Origin of the sequence: Tolypothrix sp. PCC 7712, assembly GCF_025860405.1 — a bacterium.
In the GTDB taxonomy this organism is placed as follows: Bacteria; Cyanobacteriota; Cyanobacteriia; order Cyanobacteriales; family Nostocaceae; genus Aulosira; species Aulosira diplosiphon.
Genome location: NZ_CP063785.1, coordinates 8,511,127 through 8,536,277, shown reverse-complemented (window position 1 = coordinate 8,536,277; position 25,151 = coordinate 8,511,127). Strand labels below are relative to the sequence as shown.

19 protein-coding genes are annotated in these 25,151 nt (G+C 40.1%); 11 read left to right on the top strand and 8 right to left on the bottom strand.

Annotated features, from left to right (window positions below; translation table 11 throughout):
* The first annotated feature begins 112 nt into the window (after positions 1-112).
* The 6 genes from HGR01_RS34780 (at position 113) to HGR01_RS34755 (ending at position 8,766) form a co-directional block, all read left to right on the top strand.
* On the top strand, positions 113-1,897 hold the full coding sequence (locus HGR01_RS34780) for a protein kinase domain-containing protein (RefSeq protein ID WP_045873326.1): 1,785 nt from the start codon (positions 113-115) through the stop codon (positions 1,895-1,897).
* Between the two features lie 657 nt (positions 1,898-2,554).
* Positions 2,555-3,622, top strand: a complete 1,068-nt coding sequence (namA, locus tag HGR01_RS34775) for an NADPH dehydrogenase NamA (RefSeq protein WP_045873325.1) — start codon at positions 2,555-2,557, stop codon at positions 3,620-3,622.
* A gap of 1,138 nt (positions 3,623-4,760) precedes the next feature.
* Positions 4,761-5,741 carry an aldo/keto reductase family protein gene (locus tag HGR01_RS34770; protein ID WP_228045423.1) on the top strand — a complete coding sequence of 327 codons (981 nt, stop codon included), beginning with the start codon at positions 4,761-4,763 and terminating at the stop codon, positions 5,739-5,741.
* Positions 5,742-5,933: 192 nt separating this feature from the next.
* Positions 5,934-7,055 carry a sensor protein KdpD gene (locus HGR01_RS34765; protein ID WP_045873323.1) on the top strand — a complete coding sequence of 374 codons (1,122 nt, stop codon included), beginning with the start codon at positions 5,934-5,936 and terminating at the stop codon, positions 7,053-7,055.
* 507 nt (positions 7,056-7,562) lie between these two features.
* Positions 7,563-8,060, top strand: a complete 498-nt coding sequence (locus HGR01_RS34760) for a helix-turn-helix domain-containing protein (RefSeq protein WP_045870251.1) — start codon at positions 7,563-7,565, stop codon at positions 8,058-8,060.
* Positions 8,061-8,160: 100 nt separating this feature from the next.
* Positions 8,161-8,766 carry a transposase gene (locus HGR01_RS34755; RefSeq protein ID WP_045870252.1) on the top strand — a complete coding sequence of 202 codons (606 nt, stop codon included), beginning with the start codon at positions 8,161-8,163 and terminating at the stop codon, positions 8,764-8,766.
* 335 nt (positions 8,767-9,101) lie between these two features.
* Here the strand turns inward: HGR01_RS34755 and HGR01_RS34750 are convergent, their stop codons facing one another.
* The 3 genes from HGR01_RS34750 to HGR01_RS34740 are packed head-to-tail and all read right to left on the bottom strand — an operon-like array spanning position 9,102 to position 11,806.
* Positions 9,102-11,336, bottom strand: coding sequence for a glycoside hydrolase (locus tag HGR01_RS34750; RefSeq protein ID WP_045873322.1), 2,235 nt, complete (start codon positions 11,334-11,336; stop codon positions 9,102-9,104).
* Positions 11,272-11,565, bottom strand: coding sequence for a hypothetical protein (locus HGR01_RS34745; RefSeq protein WP_168161029.1), 294 nt, complete (start codon positions 11,563-11,565; stop codon positions 11,272-11,274). Before HGR01_RS34745 ends, HGR01_RS34750 begins: the two co-directional genes overlap by 65 nt.
* A 10-nt stretch (positions 11,566-11,575) precedes the next feature.
* Positions 11,576-11,806, bottom strand: a complete 231-nt coding sequence (locus HGR01_RS34740) for a NifU family protein (protein ID WP_010995481.1) — start codon at positions 11,804-11,806, stop codon at positions 11,576-11,578.
* A gap of 281 nt (positions 11,807-12,087) precedes the next feature.
* On the opposite strand from HGR01_RS34740, the gene HGR01_RS34735 reads away from it, so the two are divergent.
* Positions 12,088-12,219 carry a histidine kinase gene (locus HGR01_RS34735; RefSeq protein ID WP_155539543.1) on the top strand — a complete coding sequence of 44 codons (132 nt, stop codon included), beginning with the start codon at positions 12,088-12,090 and terminating at the stop codon, positions 12,217-12,219.
* Here the strand turns inward: HGR01_RS34735 and HGR01_RS34730 are convergent.
* From HGR01_RS34730 to HGR01_RS34720, 3 genes are all read right to left on the bottom strand, one after another.
* The gene (locus HGR01_RS34730; protein WP_045873321.1) at positions 12,197-13,465 is read right to left on the bottom strand and encodes a response regulator; all 1,269 of its coding nucleotides are present in this window, start codon (positions 13,463-13,465) and stop codon (positions 12,197-12,199) included. The two genes, HGR01_RS34735 and HGR01_RS34730, sit on opposite strands and share 23 nt — an antisense overlap.
* Positions 13,466-13,612: 147 nt before the next feature.
* Entirely contained in the window at positions 13,613-15,502 is a 1,890-nt protein-coding gene (locus HGR01_RS34725; RefSeq protein ID WP_375539731.1) for an ATP-binding protein, read from the bottom strand.
* 502 nt (positions 15,503-16,004) lie between these two features.
* Positions 16,005-16,709, bottom strand: a complete 705-nt coding sequence (locus HGR01_RS34720; protein ID WP_081584114.1) for a TIGR02117 family protein — start codon at positions 16,707-16,709, stop codon at positions 16,005-16,007.
* A gap of 88 nt (positions 16,710-16,797) precedes the next feature.
* On the opposite strand from HGR01_RS34720, the gene HGR01_RS34715 reads away from it, so the two are divergent.
* From HGR01_RS34715 to HGR01_RS34700, 4 genes are all read left to right on the top strand, one after another.
* Positions 16,798-17,682 carry a lipid kinase gene (locus HGR01_RS34715; protein WP_045873320.1) on the top strand — a complete coding sequence of 295 codons (885 nt, stop codon included), beginning with the start codon at positions 16,798-16,800 and terminating at the stop codon, positions 17,680-17,682.
* A 146-nt stretch (positions 17,683-17,828) separates the two neighbouring features.
* Positions 17,829-18,461, top strand: coding sequence for an exopolysaccharide biosynthesis protein (locus HGR01_RS34710; protein ID WP_045873319.1), 633 nt, complete (start codon positions 17,829-17,831; stop codon positions 18,459-18,461).
* 371 nt (positions 18,462-18,832) lie between these two features.
* Positions 18,833-21,043 carry a GUN4 domain-containing protein gene (locus HGR01_RS34705; protein ID WP_052335357.1) on the top strand — a complete coding sequence of 737 codons (2,211 nt, stop codon included), beginning with the start codon at positions 18,833-18,835 and terminating at the stop codon, positions 21,041-21,043.
* Between the two features lie 325 nt (positions 21,044-21,368).
* Complete coding sequence (locus HGR01_RS34700; RefSeq protein WP_045873318.1) at positions 21,369-22,046, top strand: sugar transferase; 678 nt, start codon at positions 21,369-21,371, stop codon at positions 22,044-22,046.
* Between the two features lie 227 nt (positions 22,047-22,273).
* On the opposite strand, the gene HGR01_RS34695 is transcribed toward HGR01_RS34700, so the two are convergent.
* Entirely contained in the window at positions 22,274-23,383 is a 1,110-nt protein-coding gene (locus tag HGR01_RS34695) for a glycosyltransferase family 4 protein (protein WP_045873317.1), read from the bottom strand.
* Between the two features lie 155 nt (positions 23,384-23,538).
* Positions 23,539-24,324 (bottom strand): PIG-L deacetylase family protein, encoded by a 786-nt coding sequence (locus tag HGR01_RS34690; RefSeq protein WP_045873316.1) that lies wholly within the window; start codon positions 24,322-24,324, stop codon positions 23,539-23,541.
* Positions 24,325-25,151: the final 827 nt, after the last annotated feature.

Here is a 25,151-nt window from a genome sequence, read left to right as displayed (position 1 = left end):
AATATTATAGGTGCGTTAGCCTACGGCGTAACACACCCTACGTCTTATTAAGAATTACGTAGTGCTTTGCGCTTTCTGTAGGGTATTACGAATTACGAATTATAAATTAAGAATGAACCTGTTGAACGATCGCTATCAAGTTATTCGCACTTTGGGTGCTGGTGGGTTTGGCGAAACCTTTCTGGCAGAAGATAGCTATATGCCTTCTAAGCGCCGTTGTGTAGTCAAACAGCTTAGACCAATTCAAAATAATCCGCAGATTTACCAAATAGTCAAAGAACGGTTTCAGCGAGAAGCGGCGATTTTAGAAGAACTTGGTGGTGCAACTGACCAAATCCCCACTTTGTTTGCTTATTTTGAAGCAGCAGGGCAATTTTACCTAGTTCAGGAATGGGTAGAAGGTGATACCCTCACAGCAAAATTGCAACAGCAGGGGTTATTTAGCGAAAAAGCTATACAGGAATTATTGCTCAATTTATTACCCGTATTAGAATATGTCCACGGTAAGTATATTGTTCACCGCGATATTAAACCGGATAACATTATTGTGCGGCATCGGGACGGCAAACCTGTATTAATTGATTTTGGTGCGGTGCGGGAATCGATGGGAACAGTGGTGAATTCTCAAGGTTTACCTACCAGTTCAATAGTCATTGGTACACCAGGCTATATGTCCAGCGAACAAGCTGCGGGAAGACCAGTTTATTCCAGCGATTTATATAGTGTGGGGATGACAGCAATTTATTTGCTAACTGGGAGACAACCGCAACAAATAGAAGCAGATCCCCAGACGGCTGAGATTATGTGGCGACAATATGCTCCTCATTTGAGTCCGATGATGGCAGATATACTTGATCGCACGATCGCCTATCATCCACGCGATCGCTTTCCTACAGCTAGAACCATGCTGGATGCTTTGCAGAGTATAGCAAGTCCTATTCCACCAACACAACCAGTTTTCCATCAACCGCCTGTGGTGACTGTACCACCGCCTACTGTGCCTGTATCGCCTCGCCCCACGGAACCGCCAAAAACTGAACCACCAAAACCAGAAACTAATAATCGCAATAATGGTTTGGTGATGGGTGGTTTAATTGCAGGTGGGTTAATTGGTGCGGCTGTAATTATTAGTCAGGTTTTACCACAACCGACACCAACATCTTTAAATCAATCTACGCCTGCTGTCACTTCCCCATCGCCAAGTGCATCTGCAAGCGATACTCCTGTGCCTCAGCAAACAGAGGTCTATAATAATGCACAGCCTAGTGCGTTTTATTTCCTATCAGATTCAGCCTATGCTAAATTACCTGCGGCAAATCTGCGAGTGAAAGCTTTATATAATCAAGGTTACCCTCAAGCGGGTAGCTTTTGGGTACCAGACTATCCCAATTTATCAGGGCAGCAATTATATGTAGTTTATGTAGGTCATTTTAGCGATCGCAACAGTTGCATAGACCAACTCAAAACTTACGGACAAGCTAATCCTAACGCTTATTGTGCTTTTGCTAGTAAAAATGCCAATGTATCGGCGGATAGATTTTATTTTAAACAAATTGCAGGTACATCTACACCCGACCCTACGCCATCTACCGCAGCAAGTACTAATACCACAACCAGCAATTACTCTTGGCTTTCTCAAAGATACGTCACCGATGCAGATTTGCAAGGTAAAGACGGGTTGGAATTAGATATTATGCGAAATTGGATATTTGCCGTTCATGGTCGGCGGTTTGACACTCCAGGTATACAGGATTATTTTAATCAGCAATCGTGGTATCAACCGACTTATTCCCCTAAAGAATTTCCGAGTAAATTACTTACAAAATTAGAACAGCAAAATGTAGATTATATTGCCAAATATCAAGACCGTTATGGTTTAAGACATTTTAAAAAATAAACTTTTTTTTAACATAATTAAGATATCAGGGGTTTTTGAGTAATTTTTGCCCATATCGTGTTTTTCAACTCTGCATCCCATCCCAATACTACCCGGTTAAGCGTTTTGAACCCAAAATTGGTTTTGGGGAAAAAGTTAAAGGTTAAAGGTTAAAGGTTAAAGTTTTTTTATTTCCCTTTTCCCCTTCCCCTTTTTCCCCTTCCCCATTCTTAAAAGATTAGTTGCCTTCCAGAATCGAGAAATTTTAGTTAGGCTATCTAGTAGATTCACTTTCTACGCTTTTGCCATAGCTTGGAGAAATGGAACTCAGTCATGAGTTCCTTAATAAGCGTGCTTTTCCTTAATTAAGAAATGCATAACACTGTTCGCTTAAACCAAATCCGCGTCTTTAGCTTGGTAACAAATGCTAAAAGCCAATTCAAATGTATAAATAATCACTATTTGTATCAGTGGTAGATTTGGTTTTTGCCTTGTTACTAATAGCTGCGGAGTTTTGCAGTGAATGATGTTGATGTTATCGAATTATTTCTGTTGATGGTTCGCTCACTCAATTAAGTGTGCCGATTCGCACATCTACAGCAGTTGCAGCCAACCTGAGTCTATTGTGTAAGTCCGTCCGGAATTTCTTTTACGTAGCAAGAGAAGGAATCAATAGTAATGGCACACCTGTTTGAACCATTTAGTATTCGTGATGTGACATTTCGCAACCGCATTGCTGTTTCACCTATGTGCCAATATTCTAGTACGAATGGTTTTGCTAATGATTGGCACAAAATTCATCTAGCTTCTCGTGCTGTTGGCGGTTCGGGGTTGGTGCTAACAGAAGCAGCAGCAGTAGAGGCGCGGGGACGTATTAGTCCGCAAGATTTGGGAATCTGGTCAGATGAACACATCGAAAATTTAGCCCAGATTGTGGAATTAATTCATAACTTTGGTGCTGTGGCGGGAATTCAACTAGCTCATGCGGGGAGAAAAGCCAGCACCGCCAAACCCAGCAAGGGAGGAAAATTTTTAGATGAATCCCAGGAGGGGTGGCGACCTCTTGTGTCCAGCAGTGCGATCGCTTTTAGTAAAGATGCTCCCATCCCAGAAGCTTTGACTTTAGAAGGTATTCAACAAGTTACTAATGCTTTTATCCAAGCTGCTCAACGTTCCTTGCAAGCTGGGTTTAAAGTTATTGAAATTCATGCAGCTCATGGCTACTTGCTGCATCAATTTCTCTCACCACTTTCAAACACTCGCACAGATGATTATGGCGGTAGTTTTGAAAACCGAACTCGGCTGCTAAGGGAAGTTGTTCAAGGAGTGCGAGAAATCTGGCCGCAAAGCAATCCATTGTTTGTGCGAATCTCCGCTACGGATTGGGTAGATAAAGGTTGGGATATAGAGCAAAGTATCGCTTTAAGTGACAAGTTGAAGTCTTTGGGTGTGGATCTCATTGACTGCTCATCTGGTGGCATTATCCCAGGAATTAATATTCCCTCAAAACCAGGTTATCAGACTCAATTTGCCGAGCGTATCCGCAAAGAAGCCAAGATTGAAACAGGAGCCGTCGGTTTAATTACATCTCCTGAACAAGCTGACAAAATTATTAGTACAGGAGTAGCGGACATAGTATTGTTAGGGCGGGAATTACTTCGTAATCCTTACTGGCCACATCTTGCAGCCAAACAGCTAGGACACGAAAAACTTTGGCCAGTACAATACGATCGCGCTTGGTTGTAATCAAGATTTAATAGGCTTAAATCATTATAAATTAAGCACTAAACCCACCTCTAACTCTTTCTACAAAACAGCAAGAAATTAGGGGTGGGTATTTTCAAATTACATAATTCTCCTTACCTGTATTTATATACTCTAGATATGTCATCCCAGAAACATGAATGTCATAAAATTGTCATATCTATAATACTTCTCTAGATATATATTTAATAAATCTCTTCTGATAATATTTTTCTTAACTGGTGATTTTTTTAGCGTAGTGAGGAAAATTGACAGAACTTAGCATTGTTGAATATGATAGGCAACCGAATTTTGTCAAATTTGGCAAAAATCAATGTTTTCATATGCTTGATACAAAGAGTTGATATAAAAAAATAATAACGCCAAAAAAATTAAACCGTTAAATAAAGTATTCCAAAAATATTGAAAAATTGCCGCAAATTACAAAGCATTGAAGTACAGATAATCGTAGGGGCGTAACATATTGTGCCCCTACTTATTTTTGTATGTCATTGTTTCTCCCTCTGCTCACCAAAGCAATTATACCAATTTGAAAAAACAATACGACAGATTGTAGGGGCAAGGCACTGCCTTGACCTCTAGAATATTATTGATGTGTTGCAAAAATTATTTGATTTGTCAATACCTTAGCCAAAATAAGAGGGTAAAAAAATTTTGCCATTTTTGCCAAAATAACCGATATATAAGCCTTGAGCTTACAAGGTAGGTTAGAGGCTCAAACCCTTGATACTGCATTAGTGCGCCAAAAAAACCTTGCGATAAATCCAGAAGGAATTTTTACGGTTTATTGTTTTTGCCCAACCCTAGAGGAAAGGAGGTTAATACATGAAATTACCCTCGTAAATTGGCAAAGGTATTGATTTGTATTAGTTATTTTTTATTTGGAAGTCCCCTATTGGCGCTTTGACCAATTTTTTAATTACTTCTATTACTTAAAGCTGATGAACTTTCGTTTTACCTTCCTTAAGATTGCTGGCATCCGCTTTGACGCTTTCTAGCAATACGGTTTAATATTTCCCTCTTTCCCAAATTAAGGGAAAAAATGCTGATCTAACAACACCTAGCACATCTGAATCAGTACAGGGAAAATTCTCAAAATCCCTTTTTGGAGGTAATAACGATGAGATCAATAGTCAAACGAGAAACGCAGATGAAATACCGCCAACTCGGTAACAGCGATTTGCGCGTTTCGGAAATTAGCCTTGGCTCATGGCTCACTTATGGGGGTGCAGTAGAGCAGCAAAACGCAGAAGCTTGTATTCACAAAGCTTTTGAAGTAGGAATCAATTTTTTAGATACTGCTAATGTTTACGCAACTGGTGGAGCTGAATCATTTTTAGGCCAAGTATTACAAGGAATTGACCGTTCCTCATATATCTTAGCTACTAAGGTATTTTTTCCTATGTCACCTGATGACAGAGGACTATCAGCAGCCCAAATCCACAAACAAATTGATGCTTCGTTGAAACGCTTACGTACAGATTACGTTGATTTGTACCAATGTCATCGCTACGATGTCAACACACCCCTAGAAGAGACAATGACGGCACTAACTGAGGTAGTACGTCAAGGAAAGGCGCGTTACATCGGCTTTAGCGAGTGGAGTCCCCAGCAAATTCAAGCAGCATTAAATCTTCCTGGTGTTGAGCGCTTTGTTTCCAGTCAACCCCAGTATTCTATGTTGTGGCGCAAACCGGAAGCTGAGGTATTTCCATTATGTGCAGATAACGGTATCAGTCAGATTGTGTGGTCACCACTAGCTCAGGGCATACTTACTGGCAAATATCGCCCAGGAGAAGCGCCACCATCAGATTCTCGTGCGGGTAACGAGAAAATGAATATGTTTTTTACCAAAGATTTATTTAGCGATCGCATCCTTTCCCCAGTACAACAACTCAAACCCATCGCTCAAGACTTAGGCTTAAGTATGCCACAGTTAGCTTTAGCTTGGGTACTGCGCGATCAACGCGTAGCTTCAGCCATTATCGGTGCTAGCCGTCCCGATCAAATTGTTGATAATGCTGCTGCATCCGGTGTAGAACTAGATGCTGATGTACAAGCAGCAATCGATCAAGCGCTTGCATCTGTAATTCAGAGTTAATGGGGCATTGGGCATTGGGCATTGGGCATTGGATAATGGGTAATTGGTAATAGGAATTTGTTATTTTTCTGTCTTCCTCATCCCCCAATCCCCATTACCCCTTATCCCCAGAGGGGGCCCCGAGTTCCCCAGTCCCCAGTCCCCATTACCCCTTATCCCCAGAGGGGGCCCCGAGTTCCCCAATCCCCATTCATGTTTAATTCCTCTAATTCATCCCCTGACGCTTCTTACAATCGCCCGCAGCGACGGGGGAAACATAAAATATTCATCGGTATGGCTCCTGGTGTGGGCAAAACTTACAAAATGTTGGAAGAAGCACATCAGCTGAAGCAGGATGGTATTGATGTGGTAATTGGCATTTTGGAAACCCACGGACGCAAAGATACAGCTCAGAAAGCTACTGGACTCGAGGTAATTCCCCGCAAAGCTAGTATCCGCCAGAATATTACCTTAGAGGAAATGGATACAGAGGCTATTTTAGTGCGATCGCCCCAACTGGTTTTAGTTGATGAACTCGCTCATACTAATATCCCAGGTTCCCCACGGGAAAAGCGCTACCAAGATGTAGAAGTAATTTTAGTTGCCGGAATTGATGTTTACTCTACTGTCAATATTCAACATTTAGAAAGTTTGAATGATGTAGTCGCCAGAATTACCAGTGTAGTAGTGCGCGAACGAATTCCCGATCGCCTGCTTGAGGAAGCTGATGCTGTTGTGGTGATTGATGTGACACCGGAAACTCTAGAAGAGCGCTTGCGAGAAGGTAAGATTTATGGAGCTAATAAAATTGAGCAATCTTTAGAAAACTTCTTTCAGCGTCGCAACTTAATTGCTTTAAGGGAATTAGCATTACGAGAAGTCGCTGACACAGTAGAAGAAGAAGCAAACACCTCTGTCGTTGCTGGACAAACTTGTAATATCCACGAACGAGTTTTAGTTTGTATTTCTACCTATCCCAATTCCGTGCAATTGCTGCGCCGAGGGGCACGCATTGCCAATTATATGAATGCGCGACTTTACGCCGTCTTTGTTGCCGATCCAGAACGTTTTCTTACTAAAGAAGAAAGCCTACACATCGATACTTGTGAGAAACTGTGCCGTGAATTTGGGGGTGAATTTTTGCACGTAAAAAGTCAAACTGTCGCCCAAACAATTGCTCAAGTTGCAGCAGATTATCACATCACGCAAATAGTCATCGGTGAAAGCCAACAACCCAGATGGAAAAGGTTCTTTAAAAGACCTTTTACTCAACGATTAATGGAATTAATTCGGCAACAAAATATTGATTTACATATCATTGCCACCAAAAATTAATTAGCTATTTATATTGATAAAAATAACCTGCTTTAATACTTGTTTATAAATCAATACAGTTCAATTAAAAAACCTGAGTTCGGGATAAGCTGAAACCCTGATTAAGCCATAGCTTGATTCTAGAATCTGTCAACGAGCTTGCGTTGTTTCAGGCATTTAAGCTTGAATAAACCTCCTGAACCCGAACTGAGGTTAAAAAAATAAATTGACAACAAAAACAATAATTTTGGAGGGGGTTTGGGGGACGCAACCGTCACCCAATCGGGGGCTTGGGGGAGAATCCCCCAATTGAGCTAGCTGTTTCCACAACTGACCAATCACTAATGATCTTATCTGAACTGTATTAGTTTATAAATGCAACTTTTATAGGGTTTATGACGCAATCTAAATAATGCGATCGCACCCGCAAAACCTAGTACAACACGGCATAAATAAATAGACCATATTGGTGGGAGAATAAATAATCAGGTTAAAACCCGTTTTGGGCGCGGATTAAGGAATCAAGGTGTGGCTAGATTAAATCCTAAAATATTAAATTTAAGCGATGGCGAGCGGGATCAACTCCAACAGTTGATAAACAGACACAACACGCCGCAACAGATAGCGCTACGAGCCAAAATAATTGTCATGGGATCAGAGGGTCAAAATCATCGTGAAATCGCCCGAAATTTAGACATAAATCGTCAAACGGCGCGTTTATGGCGAAATCGGTGGTTGGAAACTGAGGGGAAAGAATTATCAATTGAGCAGAGATTACAAGACTCTGAGCGTGTTGGCGCACGCCCGAAGTTTAGTATGGAACAAGTAATCGAGTTGTTTGCATTAGCTTGTTCCCCACCATCCGATTATGGAAGACCAATAAGTCATTGGACAGCAAGAGAACTAGCGAACGAAATCATCAAACTTGGAATTATTGAAAGCATATCTGTCCGCCATGTTGGAAGATTACTTGAAGAAGCAGAACTTAAACCTCACCAGAGCCGCTACTGGTTAACCCCCCCCTGAGGACGAAGAATTTGACGCAAAAGTTGAAGATATTACTGGTTTATACATCAATGCGATTGAGCGGCATCTTCAGGGAGAACGTACAATATCCATTGATGAAATGACAGGAATTCAAGCTACTGAGCGCTTAGAAAAAGACTTACCTGTGCGACCAGGCAAAGTCGAAAGAAGGGAATTTGAGTATATTCGTCACGGCACGCAAAGCTTAATTGCCAGCTTTGATGTTGCCACTGGTCAAATTGTCCAGCCGACTTGTTCAGATACCAGAACGGAAGTTGATTTTGCCCTTCATGTTCGCCGAACAATTGAAACTGACAGTGATGCTAAAAAATGGCATCTGATTATGGACTGCCTTAACACTCATCAGTCTGAGTCTCTAGTTCGTTTAGTTGCACAAATTGAAGGTTTGAATATTGACCTGGGTATTAAGGGAGAAAGTGGCATCCTTAAATCAATGAAATCCCGCACTGCTTTTTTGAGTGATCCAACACACCGGATTGTGTTTCATTACACACCTAAACATTCCTCTTGGCTCAATCAAATTGAGATTTGGTTCAGTATTTTGGTTCGCAAGTTACTCAGAAGAGCCAGTTTCGTCAGTCAGGATGATTTGAAAAATCGAATCCTCAAGTTTATCGACTACTTTAATCAAACAATGGCTAAACCTTTTAAGTGGACATATAAGAGCAAAGTTTTGGCTATTTAATGGTCTGCTTATTTCCGCCGTACTGTACTAGTTTTTTCGGTTAATTGAGGGGTGTAACCCTCTATTCGCCAGATGAGTCCTTTAGGGATACAGCTCAATACTTGTCGGTTAAGGGGAAAAAGGGGAATGGGAAAAGGAAAAGAAAAAACCTTTAATCCTTAACTTTTAACCTTTTCCCCAAAATCAATTTTGAGTTCAAAACGCTTAACCGAGTAGTATTGGGATACAGCTAGCGAATAGGAGGTGATACACCCTAACAGAACAGTGACATTCCAGCCTAGGCGCAGATATCGGTTTAGTGCCACCGAAAGTCTTTCTTTGTTGTGCCCCTAATATTAAGGAACCTCAATCGGAATCAAAGCATTTTCTGGTAAATAATTGCAGAAGCGTCCTTCATCAGCCAAGACAAACACTAGACGCAAGGGGTAATCCGGTGGAACTTGCAAATCGGCCCAAGGTATTGCCACTTCTAAACAATGGTCAAATGCTACTTGCGCGCGGCTAAAACGCGGATACCATTGAAGGTTTTCTCCGGCTTCGCGAAACTGTACCGATTGCGTCAGTAAATTAATTTCTAAATGGTGGTGATACAGGTAATTAACCGGCGCTACATCTGGGAGTTCTGCCAAAGGAATGGGGCTATTGTGCATGGTTTTGTTGGGATAAAACCACAGCAAATTCAACTCTGTGGGTAAACCTTGCCCTGGTACAATACCGCTTTTGACATCCATCCGCAAATAGAAATTGAGGTGATCTACCCCATACCACAGCCTCTGAACAGTACTGCTGTTGTGCATTGTACCCCGTGCGCCGCCGATTTCTATGCGCCCGGCCTTGTCCCAGTCTTGTTCATCACCTTTACCATCGATAATCGGATGAATAAATCCTTGGGGAGTATGGTCTGTGCGGGCTGCGTGGATTTCTAATGGTTGTCTGAGATAAGGCGGTATCGGCTCATTTAATGCTTTGTAAATGCCATAGAGGTGTTCGCGAAATAGCTGGTCAAAAATGGCATCTTGATTTGAGGAATGTCCTTCGCCAAACCACCAAAACCAATCGGAACCTTCGGCTGCATATAAAGCTTCCCACGCTTCTGGGTTATTTTCTTCTGTAGCTTCTGGGTGACTAGCAAGCATATTCCTAGCTTGTGTCAGGTAATCCCAGGCGCGGTTTTTCACAGGGTCGCCAATCCAAGTTGTAAAGCTACCATCAACCCAAGAACCGCTATGCAGTTGTTCTCCAGGAATAGTGGCTGTAGCAGGAAACTTTTCCAAATATTCTGAAACTGTGACGAGTTTTAAATGGGGTTCGTTGCTCAGAGTTTGATATAAAGCCTCTAGGAAGAGTTTGCCATCTTGGGGATAAAATTCCCAGCAATTTTCGCCATCCAAAGCAATAGTTACTAACCAAGGTTGTTCACTTTGTCGATCTCTTTGCATTTTAGCGATCGCTTGCAGGTGTCCGACTAAATCTGCTACAGCTTGTTTTGCCGGCATCGCCCCATAGGTAAAGCCAATCAAATCGGATAATCTATGATCGCGGAAGACAATTGACACATCCCCGGCTGGAGTTTGGAGGCGATAAGGTCGATAGAGTAATTCTGGTTCCTCCACATTCCCCGCCCCATCCCGATGGAAAAAGTGTTTTAGCGTCCAGCCTAAAACAGCTTCATCTGAGCAAATCCACTTAAAGCCTTGTTTGATAATATACGGTAATATAGCTGGGCTAACTGATTGTTCCGAAGGCCATAAGCCTCGCGGTTCTTGCCCAAAGCGGTCTTTATATAACTCCCAGGCTTTATTTAAGTGACGGGGAATGTCTTCCGCCCACTGAAAACGCTGCTGTGGTAAATTCATTTGGGGCACAGCTACCCGACCAGAATTAGTATCAGCTAATAAGGGCAGAATCGGGTGAGTGTAAGGCGTAGTTGTGACTTCTAGCTGACCAGCCGCTTGCATTTTGCGGTGTTGGGGAATAATGCGGCTGAGGATTTCCTTCTGTTTAGAATAAATCCGCTGGCGATCGCTTAAAGTAAAATTGCAACCTTGACTTAACCAAGCGGCAATTTCTGGATCGTCCCAAAACAACGGATCGATCCACGCCAGATTGTGCCAAGCCAGCAAATCGCTGTAATCATGTTGTTGCCAATTCTCTAAACACCAAGCTTCCCCTTTTTCCTGCTTTTGGTAATACAACTCGGCATAGCGGGGATGGGGGTCAATCAAGGTGTGGTGATTAGCATCAAAAAAATGTTTAACAACAAATTCCCTTTGTTGTAGAGTCAACTGTTCCACTGGTGTCAAACTGGCAGTGAGATAAGGGTCAAAAGCAGTGCCAGCAATGTAATCTTCCAGTTGCAGTATTAGAGATGGTACTAAATTTACAGTTTGGTGCAACTTGGGATATCGCTCCAAAAGTAACACCAAATCTAGATAATCCTTAGTGCCATGTAACCTCACCCAAGGTAAACGGTACTGTTGACTAGAAGATAAAGAAACGCCGCTGTCAGGAGATTTGTACAGCGGCTGATGTTGATGCCAAATAAAGGCAACGTACAGAGGTTGGGTCATAGGGAATTATGGGGTAATGGGCATTGGGCATTGAGAATTGAGAATGGGGCATGGGGCATGGGGGAGGTAGTGCATTGCGGAGGTCTCCTCCGTTGTAGCAACTGCCGTCATTGGGCATGGGGCATGGGGCATTGGGCATGGGGTATTGGTAATAATTTCTCCTCATCACCCTCATCACCCTCATCTCCCCCATCTCCCTCATCCCTATTCCCCAGTCCCCAGTCCCCAATCCCTAATCCCTAGATAACTTGCTCTACTTCAGCAATTTCGGGAATCATTTCCCGCAGACGACGTTCAATACCCATTCTTAAAGTCATGGTAGAGCTAGGACAAGAACCGCAGGCTCCTTGCAAGCGTAATTTCACGATAGGCCCATCTAGTTCTACAAGCTCCACGTTACCGCCATCCGATATTAAATAAGGGCGCATTTCATCCAATACTGTTTCCACGTTGTCAATCGTCAGTTCCATAGTTTCAGACCTGTAAGTTAACTAAGAGGATGGGGAATTAGTCTATAGTCGAGCTAACTCACTACTATAAAGCTACTTCCTAAAATTGTATTTTTTAGCTTTGTTAAAACGATCCTAGATCTAATTGCAGCTAGTTTGGTAGGTCTTGGGAGTCAGTTGTCTATTTATGATGACTAAGGGACTGGGGAGTGGGGACTGGGGACTGGGGACTGGGGACTGGGGAGTGGGGACTGGGGACTGGGGACTGGGGAACTCGGGGCCCCCTCTGGGGATAAGGGGTAATGGGGAATAGGTATGAGGGTGATGAGGGGAAATTATTACCAATGCCCAATGCCCAATGCCCAATGCCCAATGCCCAATACCCAATGCCCAATACCCAATGCCCAATCCCTAGTCCCTCACAGGAATTTTGATACTAAATTCAGTTCCCTGAGCGAGTTGAGAATTTACTTTTAATGTGCCATTGTGTTTTTCTACAATAATTTGATGGGCGATTGATAAACCTAGTCCAGTGCCTTTACCCACAGGCTTTGTCGTAAATAGAGGTTCAAATAATCGTTCTTGAATTAAGTCAGGGATACCCATACCATTGTCAGCAATCCGAATGCTGACGCAGTTTTGAGCATCTATATCTGTTGTAATTTGGATTTGGGGGATAGAAGCGCTCATTTTGCCATGTATCATGGCTTCATCCAGGGCATCAATGGCATTGGCCAGAATATTCATGAAAACTTGGTTGATTTGCCCTGGATAACAATCTACCTCTGGTAACTGGCCATAAGACTTGATAACGTCGATGCGAGGGCGATCGCCTACACTTTTCAAACGATGTTGTAAAATCAACAACGTACTATCAAGCCCTTGGTGTAAATCCGCAGGTTGTTTGGTATCAACATCTGCACGGGAGAAGTTGCGAAGTGAGAAAGAAAGATTTCTCAGTCTATCTGTACCTAACTTGAATGAATCGATAATTTTTACTATATCTTTGAGGGCAAATTCTAGATCTAATTCTTCAGTAGCACCTGTAATTTTTGCCGAAGGATGGAGATATTCTTCTTGATAAAGTCGCAGAATTTCGGTAATAGCGGCAATGTGTTCTTCTAAATGTTCGATATTGCTGGAGATAAAGCTAATCGGATTATTGATTTCGTGAGCAACTCCGGCGATTAACTCTCCCAATGTTGATAGTTTTTCTTGCTGCACTAATTGAATCTGAGCTTGTTGTAAAGCAATAGTGCGATCGCTAAGTTGCTGTTCTAATGATTCTGTCAGCCGTTTCAGTTGTAAATGTACCCGCACTCTAGCAATTACTTCCTCTTGGGAAAAGGGTTTGGGTATATAATCGACTGCGCCTAGAGAAAATCCTTTAGTTTTGCTATCTATATCTGCTAAAGCCGTGGTAAAAATTATCGGAATATTGTGACTATCCTGATTTGCTTTCAGGCGACGACAGGTTTCAAATCCGTCAATTCCTGGCATTTGCACATCTAGCAAAATTAACTCTGGGGGGTTGCGTTCGACTTGTGCGATCGCACTTTCTCCATTAACTGCTACTCGAAATTTAAACCCAGCACTACTTAAAGCAGCAGAAAGAACGGATAGATTTGTTGGGTTGTCATCAACAATCAAAATAAATCCAGTTTCTGAAGTTGTTGTCATATATATCTGTTTGGGATTCGGGGAATAGATAACTCCCCATTACCTGTGGTCGTGGGGATTAGAGGTACTGGGGATTGGGTACTGGAAGAAAGCAGGAGAGAAATCATTAACTCCAAACACCTAACCCCCACATATCAAATTTTCCTTTTAAGTTAGAGGTAGATATTGTTGTACAAATTCTTCTAGAAGTTTGATTTGAAAATTACTGGCAAAGTGAGTAATTCTCTGGGCAAAATTATTGAATTTTTCATCAAACATAGAAATTTGATGAGCTATTTCTATAATTCCTTCAATATCACCATCTCTTACTAGTTCTAGTAATTTATGTAAGACTTCATTATTAGGAGGAATTATATCTTCTTGATTATCTGGAGTGGCGTTAACACTGGCAATATTGTCCTTGGATGCATCATCATAAATCCATTGCAATAGCAAATATTTTCGCAGTAGCTCAAGCAACATTTCAGCATCTATAGGTTTTGGTAAAAATGCATTGGCACCCGCATCAATGCTTTTATATTGATCGGTTTCAAAAACACTAGCTGAAGAGGCAATAACAGCGGTATTCCCAAATTGGGAAACCTGCCGTAACTGAGTAATGAATTCAAATCCATTCATTACAGGCATCATTAAATCAGTAATAATTAAGTCTGGTTGTTCTGCACTGACTTGTGCTATTGCTTCCTTACCGTTACTAGCTTCTATGACTATAAATCCGATTGGCTCTAGTAAGTTGACTACTACCGAGCGATTTTGCCATTTGTCATCAACTACTAAAATCGTGCGCTTTTTCCCTTCATAGCCAACAACAGTTCCCTGACGAATTGCTCTCGAAGCTTTTGCCCAATCTTTAGCTTCTGGTAGTTCTAGATCAAAGCAAAAACTGCTACCTTGACCCAACTCACTTTTCAGTTCTATTTGACTACCCATCAATGTCATAATTTTGTGGGTAATTGCTAATCCTAACCCTGTACCTTCAACCTGACGTTTCTGTTCTCCTACTTGTTCAAAAGGCAAAAAGATTTTTTGCAGTTGCTCAGGGTTCATCCCCACTCCGGTATCCGTTACTTCAAATCTAATTTGGTGAATTGGTAATTGCTGAAATTCTTCTTTAGTGGCTTTAACCTCAACTTTGAAAGTAACACTACCTTTTTCGGTAAATTTAATGGCATTACCAAGTAGATTGATCAACACTTGACGTAGACGTTTGTCATCGGCACGAATGCCTATAGGTAAATCTGCTGATAGTTGCACATGAAACCCGATACTTTTCTGTTCTGCGCGGATACGACAAATTTCTGTCACGCTATCAATAAATGCGGGAAAGTAAAAATCAATTGGGTTCAGTTCCAGCTTTCTCGCTTCAATCTTGGCGAGATCTAGTACATCATTAATTAGAGTCAATAAATGGGAACCGCACTGCTGAATAATCTCTACCCCTTTGTATCCTTTCTCGGTTAACGATTCTGTGCGTTGTAGAATTTGTGTATAACCCAAAATGCCATTGAGGGGTGTGCGTAGTTCGTGGCTCATATTAGCTAAAAATTCGCTTTTAGCTTGGCTGGAATTAGTAGCAATTTCTTCTGCTATACGTAACTCTTGCTCTATTCGCTTACGCTCTACAATTTCACTTTTCAGGGCTTGATTAGCAGTTTCTAACTGTGCAGGACTGGGTAGTTTTAAAGCTAGGGGAATAAGATGAACTAATGCAAATGCTGTATATATAGAAATTAAAGCAGTGAAGGCTTTCAGTCCGGCCGCAATCCAATAGTCTGGATACCATAATGTCCAAATGTCCATTAGGTGTCCTGTACCACAAGCAATAATAAAACCACCAAACAGCAAAAAAACTCCATTGAAAGGAACATCTTTGCGTTGGGAAATAAAGTAAACCAGTAGGCAGGGAATCGAATAATAGGCTAAGGCGATTGTTGCATCCCCTATGATGTTTAGCCATACCAACCCTGTTTGCCAGAGATAACAATGTCCGTGGGGAATGAAACCGATTGAATAGAAGTCTTTCAATAACGTCAACATCATTGCATGAATCACTGATTTGGCTTTATATGATTACCATCTCAGTATTCCCAAATTATTGAGCAGTCAAAAGCGATCGCAAATGATAATTCAAAGCTTTAAAATTACTAGTCTAGGCAAGCATAAAACAGAAATAAGCATCTATAAATGAATTTTTTCTCAAACTCACTATAAATACTATGTAGAAATATTGTCAATTTTTATGAAGCTTATACTATAGCTGAAATTATGATTAATTTTCGTTTTGTATCAGCTATAAGTACAGATTGATATCTAATTGTACGTAGCTTTTGCTGATACTTAAATTCGCTTTATTTTAGCTTTAAAAGCCTGAAGTTGCGTAAGTAATTTCAGAAAATCATAATGTTGTATTTTGCCGAATATCAGTATATCTCTCTAAGATAAAGTGATCTGGATTTTTTGGATTTTTCTACTTACCGTATTTTTACTTTATTAGTTTTTCCTTTTTCTTTGAATAATTCAACTAAACTAGATTCTTGTATTATTCACAATTACTTCTTAAATGCCAAATAATCGCAGCAGATAATCCATCCCAAAGCGGAGTGTTGACATCAGCTTTTCTCAAAGCTTCTCCTGTCCAATTATTACAATTTCTGATTATTGAATAACTACCAACTGCATCATAAAATCCAGCATTAGTAGTATGACCATCTCCAATCCGAACTACTCTTCCTTGAGAATTCAACTGAAAGGTAGATTGGATAAAGTGGATTAAACTTAGGTAGTTATTTTTATCAACTTTAATGCATTTAACCTCAAGAGAGTTCGGTATTAATTGATAACCTTTAACATAGATTACAGAAGGGGTTGGTAAAAATAAAGCTTTGAAAGTTGTAGACAATCTTAAATCTGCCACAGTGACAGTTGACATATAAAATTCCCGGTCACCCCACCCAAAACTTAAGTAATTGTAATCATAGAAATTATCTATACCAATTTTATCGATGGGCAGATACTGATGCCAATCAAAAATATCATTTTTAATTGGCAATATAATATTAGAATGAATACCTGTATTAGAAATACAAACGTCCAAATTGCATTTATCTTTTGGCTGAGTTCCCCATTTCCTAGGTATGAAGACACCAATTGCTAATAAAGATAAGCTAAATAAACATCCTCGAAACAAATAACGGTGACAACCACATAAAAAACGATGAATACTTGAGTTTTTGGTAACTTTCATAACATTTATTGCAGGGGGTTACCATGAAATTCACGCAAAATATCTATACGCTGAGAATGCCATATTTCACCTATAAAAGGTAATACCCATGAGTCCCCGCGCACTGCTGTTAGTCAATCATCATGCTCGTCAAGGGCAAAAGCGCCTTACGGAAGCAATTCAATGTCTCAAGGAATTGGGCTTGGATTTGATTGAGGAATCAACAGAAAATCCCCAACGGCTGACAGAGATCATTCAACACTACCGAAATCAAGTTGACTTAGTAATTGTGGGCGGTGGTGATGGTACACTCAATGCTGCTGTAGATGGTTTGGTTGATACTCAGTTGCCTTTAGGTATCTTACCTTTGGGAACTGCTAATGATTTAGCTAGGACTTTAGAAATTCCTAATTCCTTACCTGAAGCCTGCAAAATCATTGCTTCTGGGGAACAGCGACGCATTGACTTAGGGTGGGTGAATGGCAAGCATTTCTTTAACGTTGCGAGTATGGGACTGAGTGTCAAAATTACTGAACGACTAACCAAAGAAGCCAAACGTCGCTGGGGTGTATTCGCTTACGTAGCTACGGCATTGCAGGTAATATGGGAATCTCGACCATTTAGTGCAGAAATCCGCATGAATGGGGAATCTATTCGCGTACGGACGGTGCAGATTGCAGTGGGTAATGGTCGCTATTATGGCGGTGGTATGGCAGTGGTTCACGATGCGACAATTGACGACCAAAGGCTGGATCTCTACAGTTTAGAAATTAAAAATTGGTGGCAAATTATACTGCTGCTGCCATCAATGCGAGAAGGAAAACACATAAAATGGCGAGAAGTACGTGCCTATCAGGGTCAAGAAATGGAAGTATATACCCGAAAACCACGTCCTATTAATACTGATGGGGAAATCACTACATATACTCCTGCCCATTTCCGTGTTATCCCTAAAGCTGTAAGTGTTTTTGTCTCTCCAACACCACAAAGTTAATTTGTGAATGTTAAATTAATCACAAGTAATATATTTTTGAGAGGTTAATATATGTGCAATTAAAGAAAATTTAATTTTTTACGGAATTACTTGTAGAGCCATTGTATACATATATTAAATAATTTACTGAGATAAAGCTGGGGATTGTGGAAACTCGCATAGACTCAAGCCAAAAGCATTTAAGATTTTCTCAAGAAATTAAATCATTGTTGCAACACTTAGCTGAACAACCGCTCACTCTAGGAGATATTTTGGCAGAAACCTCAGAGAGGGGCTTTAGCTTGGTAATTGCATTATTAGTGTTGCCATTTTTGTTTCCGATGCCACCGGGTTTAACTGGGCCATTTGGTGCTGCTTGCTTGATATTATCAATGCAGATGGTTTTAGGCAGGCGATCGCCTTGGTTACCCAAAAAAATGGCTAACTACAAATTTCCTCGCCGCTTCGCCCATGTTTTGTTACATAACCTACGTCGAGTCACCAGAATAGTAGAGAAAATTGCCAGCCCTCGGTTATCAAAAATCGCCAATAGTTCTTGGGCTTGGCGGTTTAATGGGTTTTGCATTTCGTGGCTAACACTATTACTAATCTCGCCCATTCCCTTCACTAATCCCATCCCTACTATCGGAATTTTACTGTTAGCAATTGCCACAATCGAATCCGATGGCTTATTGATGTGTATTAGCTACGTAATTACTATATTAATTACAGGAATCTTTGCATTTATTGGTTATGGGTTGTGGTTAGCGCCGAGTTTGCTACCTGCTATTTTTAAGTAAATTTTAGGAGTAAAAACATTAGGAAGTATATAAATGCTTTACACTTTGTTAAAGTAGGCTACACATCAAAATAATTACTAATTCGTAATTCTTAATTCGTAATTAAACTGAGAGTTAGAGTCCCCGAATTATATAAGTCGTGCTTTTACAGTTGGGGATTTAGACCCCAACCGTAACATAATTACGAATTAGTAACTACGAATTACGAATTGTTAGTTATTGATTTTTTGGTGTTTCCGGATGCGGAACTAAGTTGAAGCGCAACGCGTCTAGTTTAATCTGATACCATTTTTATCAAAGCTGTTGACTTGATAATTTGCCATCAGTCAACAGTTAAATTGCTTTACTATACAGGGTTTTAATTTTTTTAAATGTGTCCAGTTGGGGTTCGTACTAGTCACTCAACTCATGCTTTAGAAACTGGGGTAGCAAAACTTTGGCTATTACTAGTGGGAGTCAACCAATACGAGGATGAGCAAATACCTGGTTTGCATTACTCGGCGTTGGATTGTCAAGGCTTAGGAGAAGCATTAAACGCCGCAACACAGGGATTTCCACAAAAAGAGGTGATGATTTATCACGATTTTGGGGAAAAGCAACCCAAGTTAGCAAATATTCGCGCCAGCCTCAAACAAATTGCAGCGGCTAGTAAACCTACTGACACAGTTATATTTTATTTTTCTGGGCATGGAATGCTAGACTCTTTGAGTCAGCAGGTGGTGCTATGTCTCCAAGATACTCAAAAAGAACAATTAACTGACACGGGTTTAAAGTTGCAGGAATTGTTGCAACTGTTAGAGAATTGTTCTGCTCAACAGCAACTACTAATATTAGATGCTTGTCATAGCGGGGGGATGACGCTGTTGGGTGCAAGAGGCGAAACAGATCCCCAACTCAACCCGACACCAGAATTGGTGGAAGTTTTGCGAAAACGAGCCTCCCAAAGAAAAGGATTTTATGCTTTATTATCTTGCGATCGCGGCCAGCAATCTTGGGAATTTCCGCAATTAGGGCATGGTGTATTCACATACTATTTAATTCAAGGGTTAAGGGGAGAAGCTGCTGACTCTGTTGGTGTCATCGAAGCCGATGGACTTTATCGCTATGTTTACCACCAAACACTGACATATATAGATAAAGCTAATCAGCAGTTGCGAGTGATTAATCAGCTAAAAAAAGGACGGGGAGACAATTCCATCCATTCTGAATATCCTTCACAAACACCCAAGCGGATTGTGGAAGGAGTAGGAGAAGTAATTTTAGGACTAAAACCTCAGCAAATACAATCTTCGCAACATCCGCGACAAGCATTAATTGTAGAAGGACTTCCCAAAAGTAAAAATTCCTTGGATTTGAGTAAAATACTGAGCAGTGCGGGAAGCTTTGAAGTCAATTATTGGACTGTGCGGGGCAAAAATTCTCAGTCGGATGTCCGCAAAGCTATCCAAAAGTGTTTACTATCACCATCTTTTGCGGAAACTACTACGCCAGAAGCAGCCACAACAGTATTTTTATATCTGCGTGGGCAAATTCGCGAGACAGAACCAGGAGAAGCGAGATTAATACTGTCCGAAGATATTTTTATTGAGCGTTCATGGTTAAGAAAACAACTACGCCGATGTAGATCGCAACAAATTATTATTTTAGATTGTCCAGAACAACAGGGTTTGGGGACAGTCTCAGTACGCGATTGGGTAGAAGAACTGCAAATTGGATTAGATGCAGGACAGTGTTTAATTACGGCTGCTGTACCAGCTAATGACAGTGAAGTATTTGCTTATACCTTGGTAGAAACCCTCAATCAAGGAATGCAGCCAACGGGACTCACCGCCGCAGCTTGGATTACACAATTGCAAGTGCAGTTAGCACAAACCAATATCCAATTATATTTTTGGTTATCTGGTTCTCAAGGAATTATAGAAATATTACCAGGAAAAACTGTATTTTCTGTTGAAAATTTAAATACTAAACCAGAAAATACTGACAATTCCAAACCTGATGATTTGAGTTCAGCATTAGGAATTGACTACACGTATCTGCGCGATTTACTTAAAAATAAAAGGTGGTTAGAGGCGGATCAAGAGACTACAAAACTTATACTTAAAGCATCCGGAAGAAAAGAGGAAAGTTTTCTTGAAATTAGCGATGTAATAAATTTTTCTTGTAAAGACCTTTCTACTATTGATAATCTGTGGGTAAATTATAGTTATGGGCACTTTGGCTTTAGTGTTCAACAACGTATCTGGCAGAGTATTAAAGATACTTCTGCAACCGATCCGCTGTTGGCTTTGATGATTGGATCTGCCAAAGTTGCTGCTTCCGAAACCTGCATTGATTTTGCTAATCGTGTTGGTTGGCGTTTGAAAGACTCATGGGTTGATTATGAAAATCTAGTCTGGCAAGGAGATGCACCTATAGGACATTTACCCTATTTCGGTTTTTTAGAACAGGTTTGGCGTGTCAGGCTGTTAGGTGTGTGGGAATGGCATAGTGCGATCGCAACAGCTTCGTGGTGGGAATTATGTGTGGCTTTGTTTTCGCGTCTTGAAAGTTGTCAAGTTGGCGATTCAGATACAGCGTAATTAAGAACCAATACTGCTGAGTTAAAGATTTTCAGTCCGAATTTAATTTAGGGAAAAGGTAAAAGATTTTCCCCCATTTTCTCTTGCCTTTTTAGCCTGAAATCATAAGTATTTGGATTGAGAATGCCGCAATCACCCACAGATGTACAGATAAATATGGAGGTAATAAAAATAGATGAACATTCAGCAATTTCCCGAAATTACCTCATAAAGTACTGTATTACCCTAAAGAATAAAAACTGAGTTTTCTCCTTCTTAAAAAGTTAATTTTCACAATCGTAGATTATAAATCAATAATTCTACCTTCATCACTTGAGGCAGGATAATGCAACAAACACAATTACAAAAAGTTCTTCCGGCACCCTCTTTCTTATCTTGGAAATTAGAGTCTAATTCCCATCCTTCAGTTCAATCTAAATTCAAACGCTGTTTAGACATTGTAGGCAGCTTGATAGGGCTGTTAGTTCTAGCTATTTTGTTTGTGCCGATTGCGATCGCAATTAAAATCGACAGTCCTGGCCCAATTTTCTTTGCTCAAGAACGGTATGGATTACAGGGAAAACCATTCCGTCTTTATAAATTTCGCTCAATGGTTATTGATGCAGAGGAATTAAAGACTTTAGTGAGTAACGAAGCTAAAGGGCTAATATTTAAAAATAAAAATGATTTCCGAGTCACTAAAGTAGGTCGCTTTTTACGAAGCAGTAGTTTGGATGAACTACCGCAATTTTGGAATGTGTTATGCAATGAAATGAGCTTAGTAGGTACAAGGCCACCTACAGGTGATGAAGTAAGTAAATATACAAAAAGACATTGGCGGCGTTTAGATGTCAAACCTGGTTTAACTGGTGAATGGCAAGTTAACGGACGTTCTCAGGTGAATAATTTTGAGAAAATAGTTGACTTAGATTTACAGTATCAAGCCAGATGGAGTCCAATGTATGATTTACAGTTAATTGTCAAAACATTCTACGTACTATTTGCGAGAATTGGAGCATTTTAAAAAATTTCTTATTAGGTCTTTATTCCCATATAAATTTAATTGTAAGAGTCTCAAGTTCGTCAAGAGTTTGGGACTCTAATTTTTATGATTTCATTTGCATCATTCATAACCCTGTTTTGTCATTTTCTGTAGGGGTTTAGCAATGCTAAACCCTCTACCCATGTATTTGTATAATTATCTGTTAGCTGATTTTAGATAATTGGTAAAACTCTAATAAAAGAAAATTGCTATTTGCTAACTAAAAGTTCTTGGCTGAGGCTCAAATTAAATACTCTGTAGTTATCAAGTAGTTCATAGTATAAACTTAGCGTTTCCTCATGAACGCGGGTGACGCTGAAGCGTTCGAGGTTTTGTTTCGCTTGGGATTTCAATTTTTGTAGTTGTTCTGAATCGTTGAGCAAATACATTAAAGCATTTGCCAAAGTTTGACTATCTTTTGGTGGTACTAATAACCCGGCTTGTCCGCGATCCAAAGTTTCTGGAATACCATCGACATCGCTAGCAATAATTGCACAACCTGCTTCTCGCGCCTCTGTCAGTACTAATCCAAAGGATTCACAGTGAGAAGCGAGGACAAAGATATCAGAGGACAGCATATAGCGTTGCGGTTCTGACTGGAAGCCTTCAAAATGAATGCGATTGGCAAAAGGGGTATTTTGCACCATCGCCTCAAACATAGCGCGATCGGGGCCATTTCCGACTAAATATAAATGTGCTTGCGGAACTTCTGCAGCAATTTTGATGAAGGCTTCTATTAATTCCACAATTCCTTTGCGGGTGTACATTCCAGCTACTGTAGTAATTGCTGGATGGCATAAAGACATGGGTTGACAATCTTTAATACTACGATTTCGGGGACTGTTTAATGTACCGTTGGCTACTACGCGTAACTTACTCTTAGATATCCCACGCCGTACCATAGAATCAGCGACAGCATTGCTAACTGCAATCACTCGATCCGCTAATCCCATCAAAATAGCGCTGCGCTGAAACTCATTGTGTACAGTAGAAACTAAACTATATTCACCACAGTTTCTTAACAGTCCTGCTAGCACAACTCCTGTCATCATGTGTGCATGAACAATATCTGGCTGAAACTCTTGAATAATCTGGCGATAACGCCAAGCCGCTTTAATTAGATTGATGGGTGTTCTTGATTGATCAAGGTGAAAGTGTTGCACGTCGTGATTTGCTAGTAAGGTTTCGTATTCTCCACCAGCTGATGCGACAGCAACAGTATGACCATTTTTGGCTTGTAAACAAGCTAAGTCTACAGCCACATTGACAATTCCGTTGCCAATTTGTTGTACATGATTAGTAATATGTAGTATCCGCATATTTTCTCCACAGAATTTTTAGTTGCTGATTGATGATTTTTGTAGCGCAAAAAAGTAGCACAAAGACGAAAATAGTCTTTGATGCTGAGGATAGTGGTTGTTTACTACCCATAAATGGGTAGTTTTTAATTAAAAAATATATTGGTATTCAGCGATTAAGACTCAGATTTAAAGAAGATTTCATGGGAACCAGAAAATCGCTGAATAAATCCACGAGGAAGACTCTCGATTTGAGAACAATATGAAGATATTGCTTGAGTTTTTTTATCTTGGACTGAGGCAATTGGCAGGTAGTAAGCTGCTGCGATATCCTGCAATTTAAGCAGAATAAATAATGGCGCTCTCCAAAATAGCCAAATTGGATATTGCAACAAATCTACTGTGATTCCAGCTTGAGCGATCGCAGCCTTGACTAATTGGTAAGTTGCTTCATGATCTCGATGACAATCTTTACGATGAGGAACATAAACTTCTTCAGGTTGATACTGCTTTAGTAGCGCTGCTACCTGTGTAATTGTCTGTGCTCTTTCGCGCTCGTCTAAATAAGGTAAAGTGCCATCAGGCTTTTCTAAAAAATGGATTTCTGAAGATTTAACACCCAAAATTTCTAATGCATTGACCGCTTCTTGTTTACGGATTTGGATAATTTTATTTGGTGTATTGACTTCAGAAGTACCTGCTCCCTGTCCATCTGTGAGAAAAGCTACTACTACGGGAATATTATGTTCTCGTTTCAGAGCAATCATTCCACCACAGCCAAATGTTTCATCATCTTGGTGCGGAGAAAACACCATAGCCGATTTCTGGGTGAATGCTATTGGCTGACTGCCTTTTCGCACAATCCAGCGAAATAGTAAGCTAGAGTGAATATCTTGTATTTGCTCCAGCCAAGTATGCGGAATTAATTTTTGTAATCGCTGTAAATAAATTTTGATACTCATAATAATTGATTAGATTTAGGGTTTTGTAATTCATAGTTACAGTTTTGGTTATTTGGTGATTATTAAATCAATACTCTCGTATCTTAGGAGGATTTATCGCTCCTTCTGCGTTGCTTTCGTTGTTCTAAAATCATAATTCAAGTACAAATTATTTGTCACTAAACATATTTATTGTTTTCAAAAAGAATTTAATTTTAAAAAAGCAAAATATGAAGTTAGCTTAAACATCAATACATCAAATACAAATGATAAAATTTGATGTTACTCATTTGTAGATAATTCAAAATAGCCAATTACGCAAAATAATAAACATAAATTATACATATATATTAATGCAAGTCGATTTCTGAAAAAATCTCAGCAAAAAAGTTTTTGAAATGGTTACTCTATCGCTAACGCATCCTAGGCGTGGCAAGGCTAAAATAGTGCATTAGGTTTGATTAAATTAACCGCAGATAAACGCCGATTTAGACGCGCCCGCAGGGTAAGCCGATGAATTTTTGCTATTGCATCAAATTAGCTGTGTCAGTCCATTACTTGAACTTCAAAAATCAAATATGAGTCATATAAACTGTGCAATAAAATTTATACTTATGAATATAATTTTGTAATAAATATGGCGAGTTCTATATTAGTAACGCAAGAAAAGCTTTTGGACTGATGCGTTACGCTATCGCTAACGCATCCTACTTGGACTACTTGAGCTTCAAAAATCAAATATGGGTTATATATAATTGCAAAATTATGTATATAAATTCATAAAGAATTTGTGAAATTTAGCGGTGTCTAGATACCCAACTTTTTGAATAAGTTGGGTATCTAAAAAC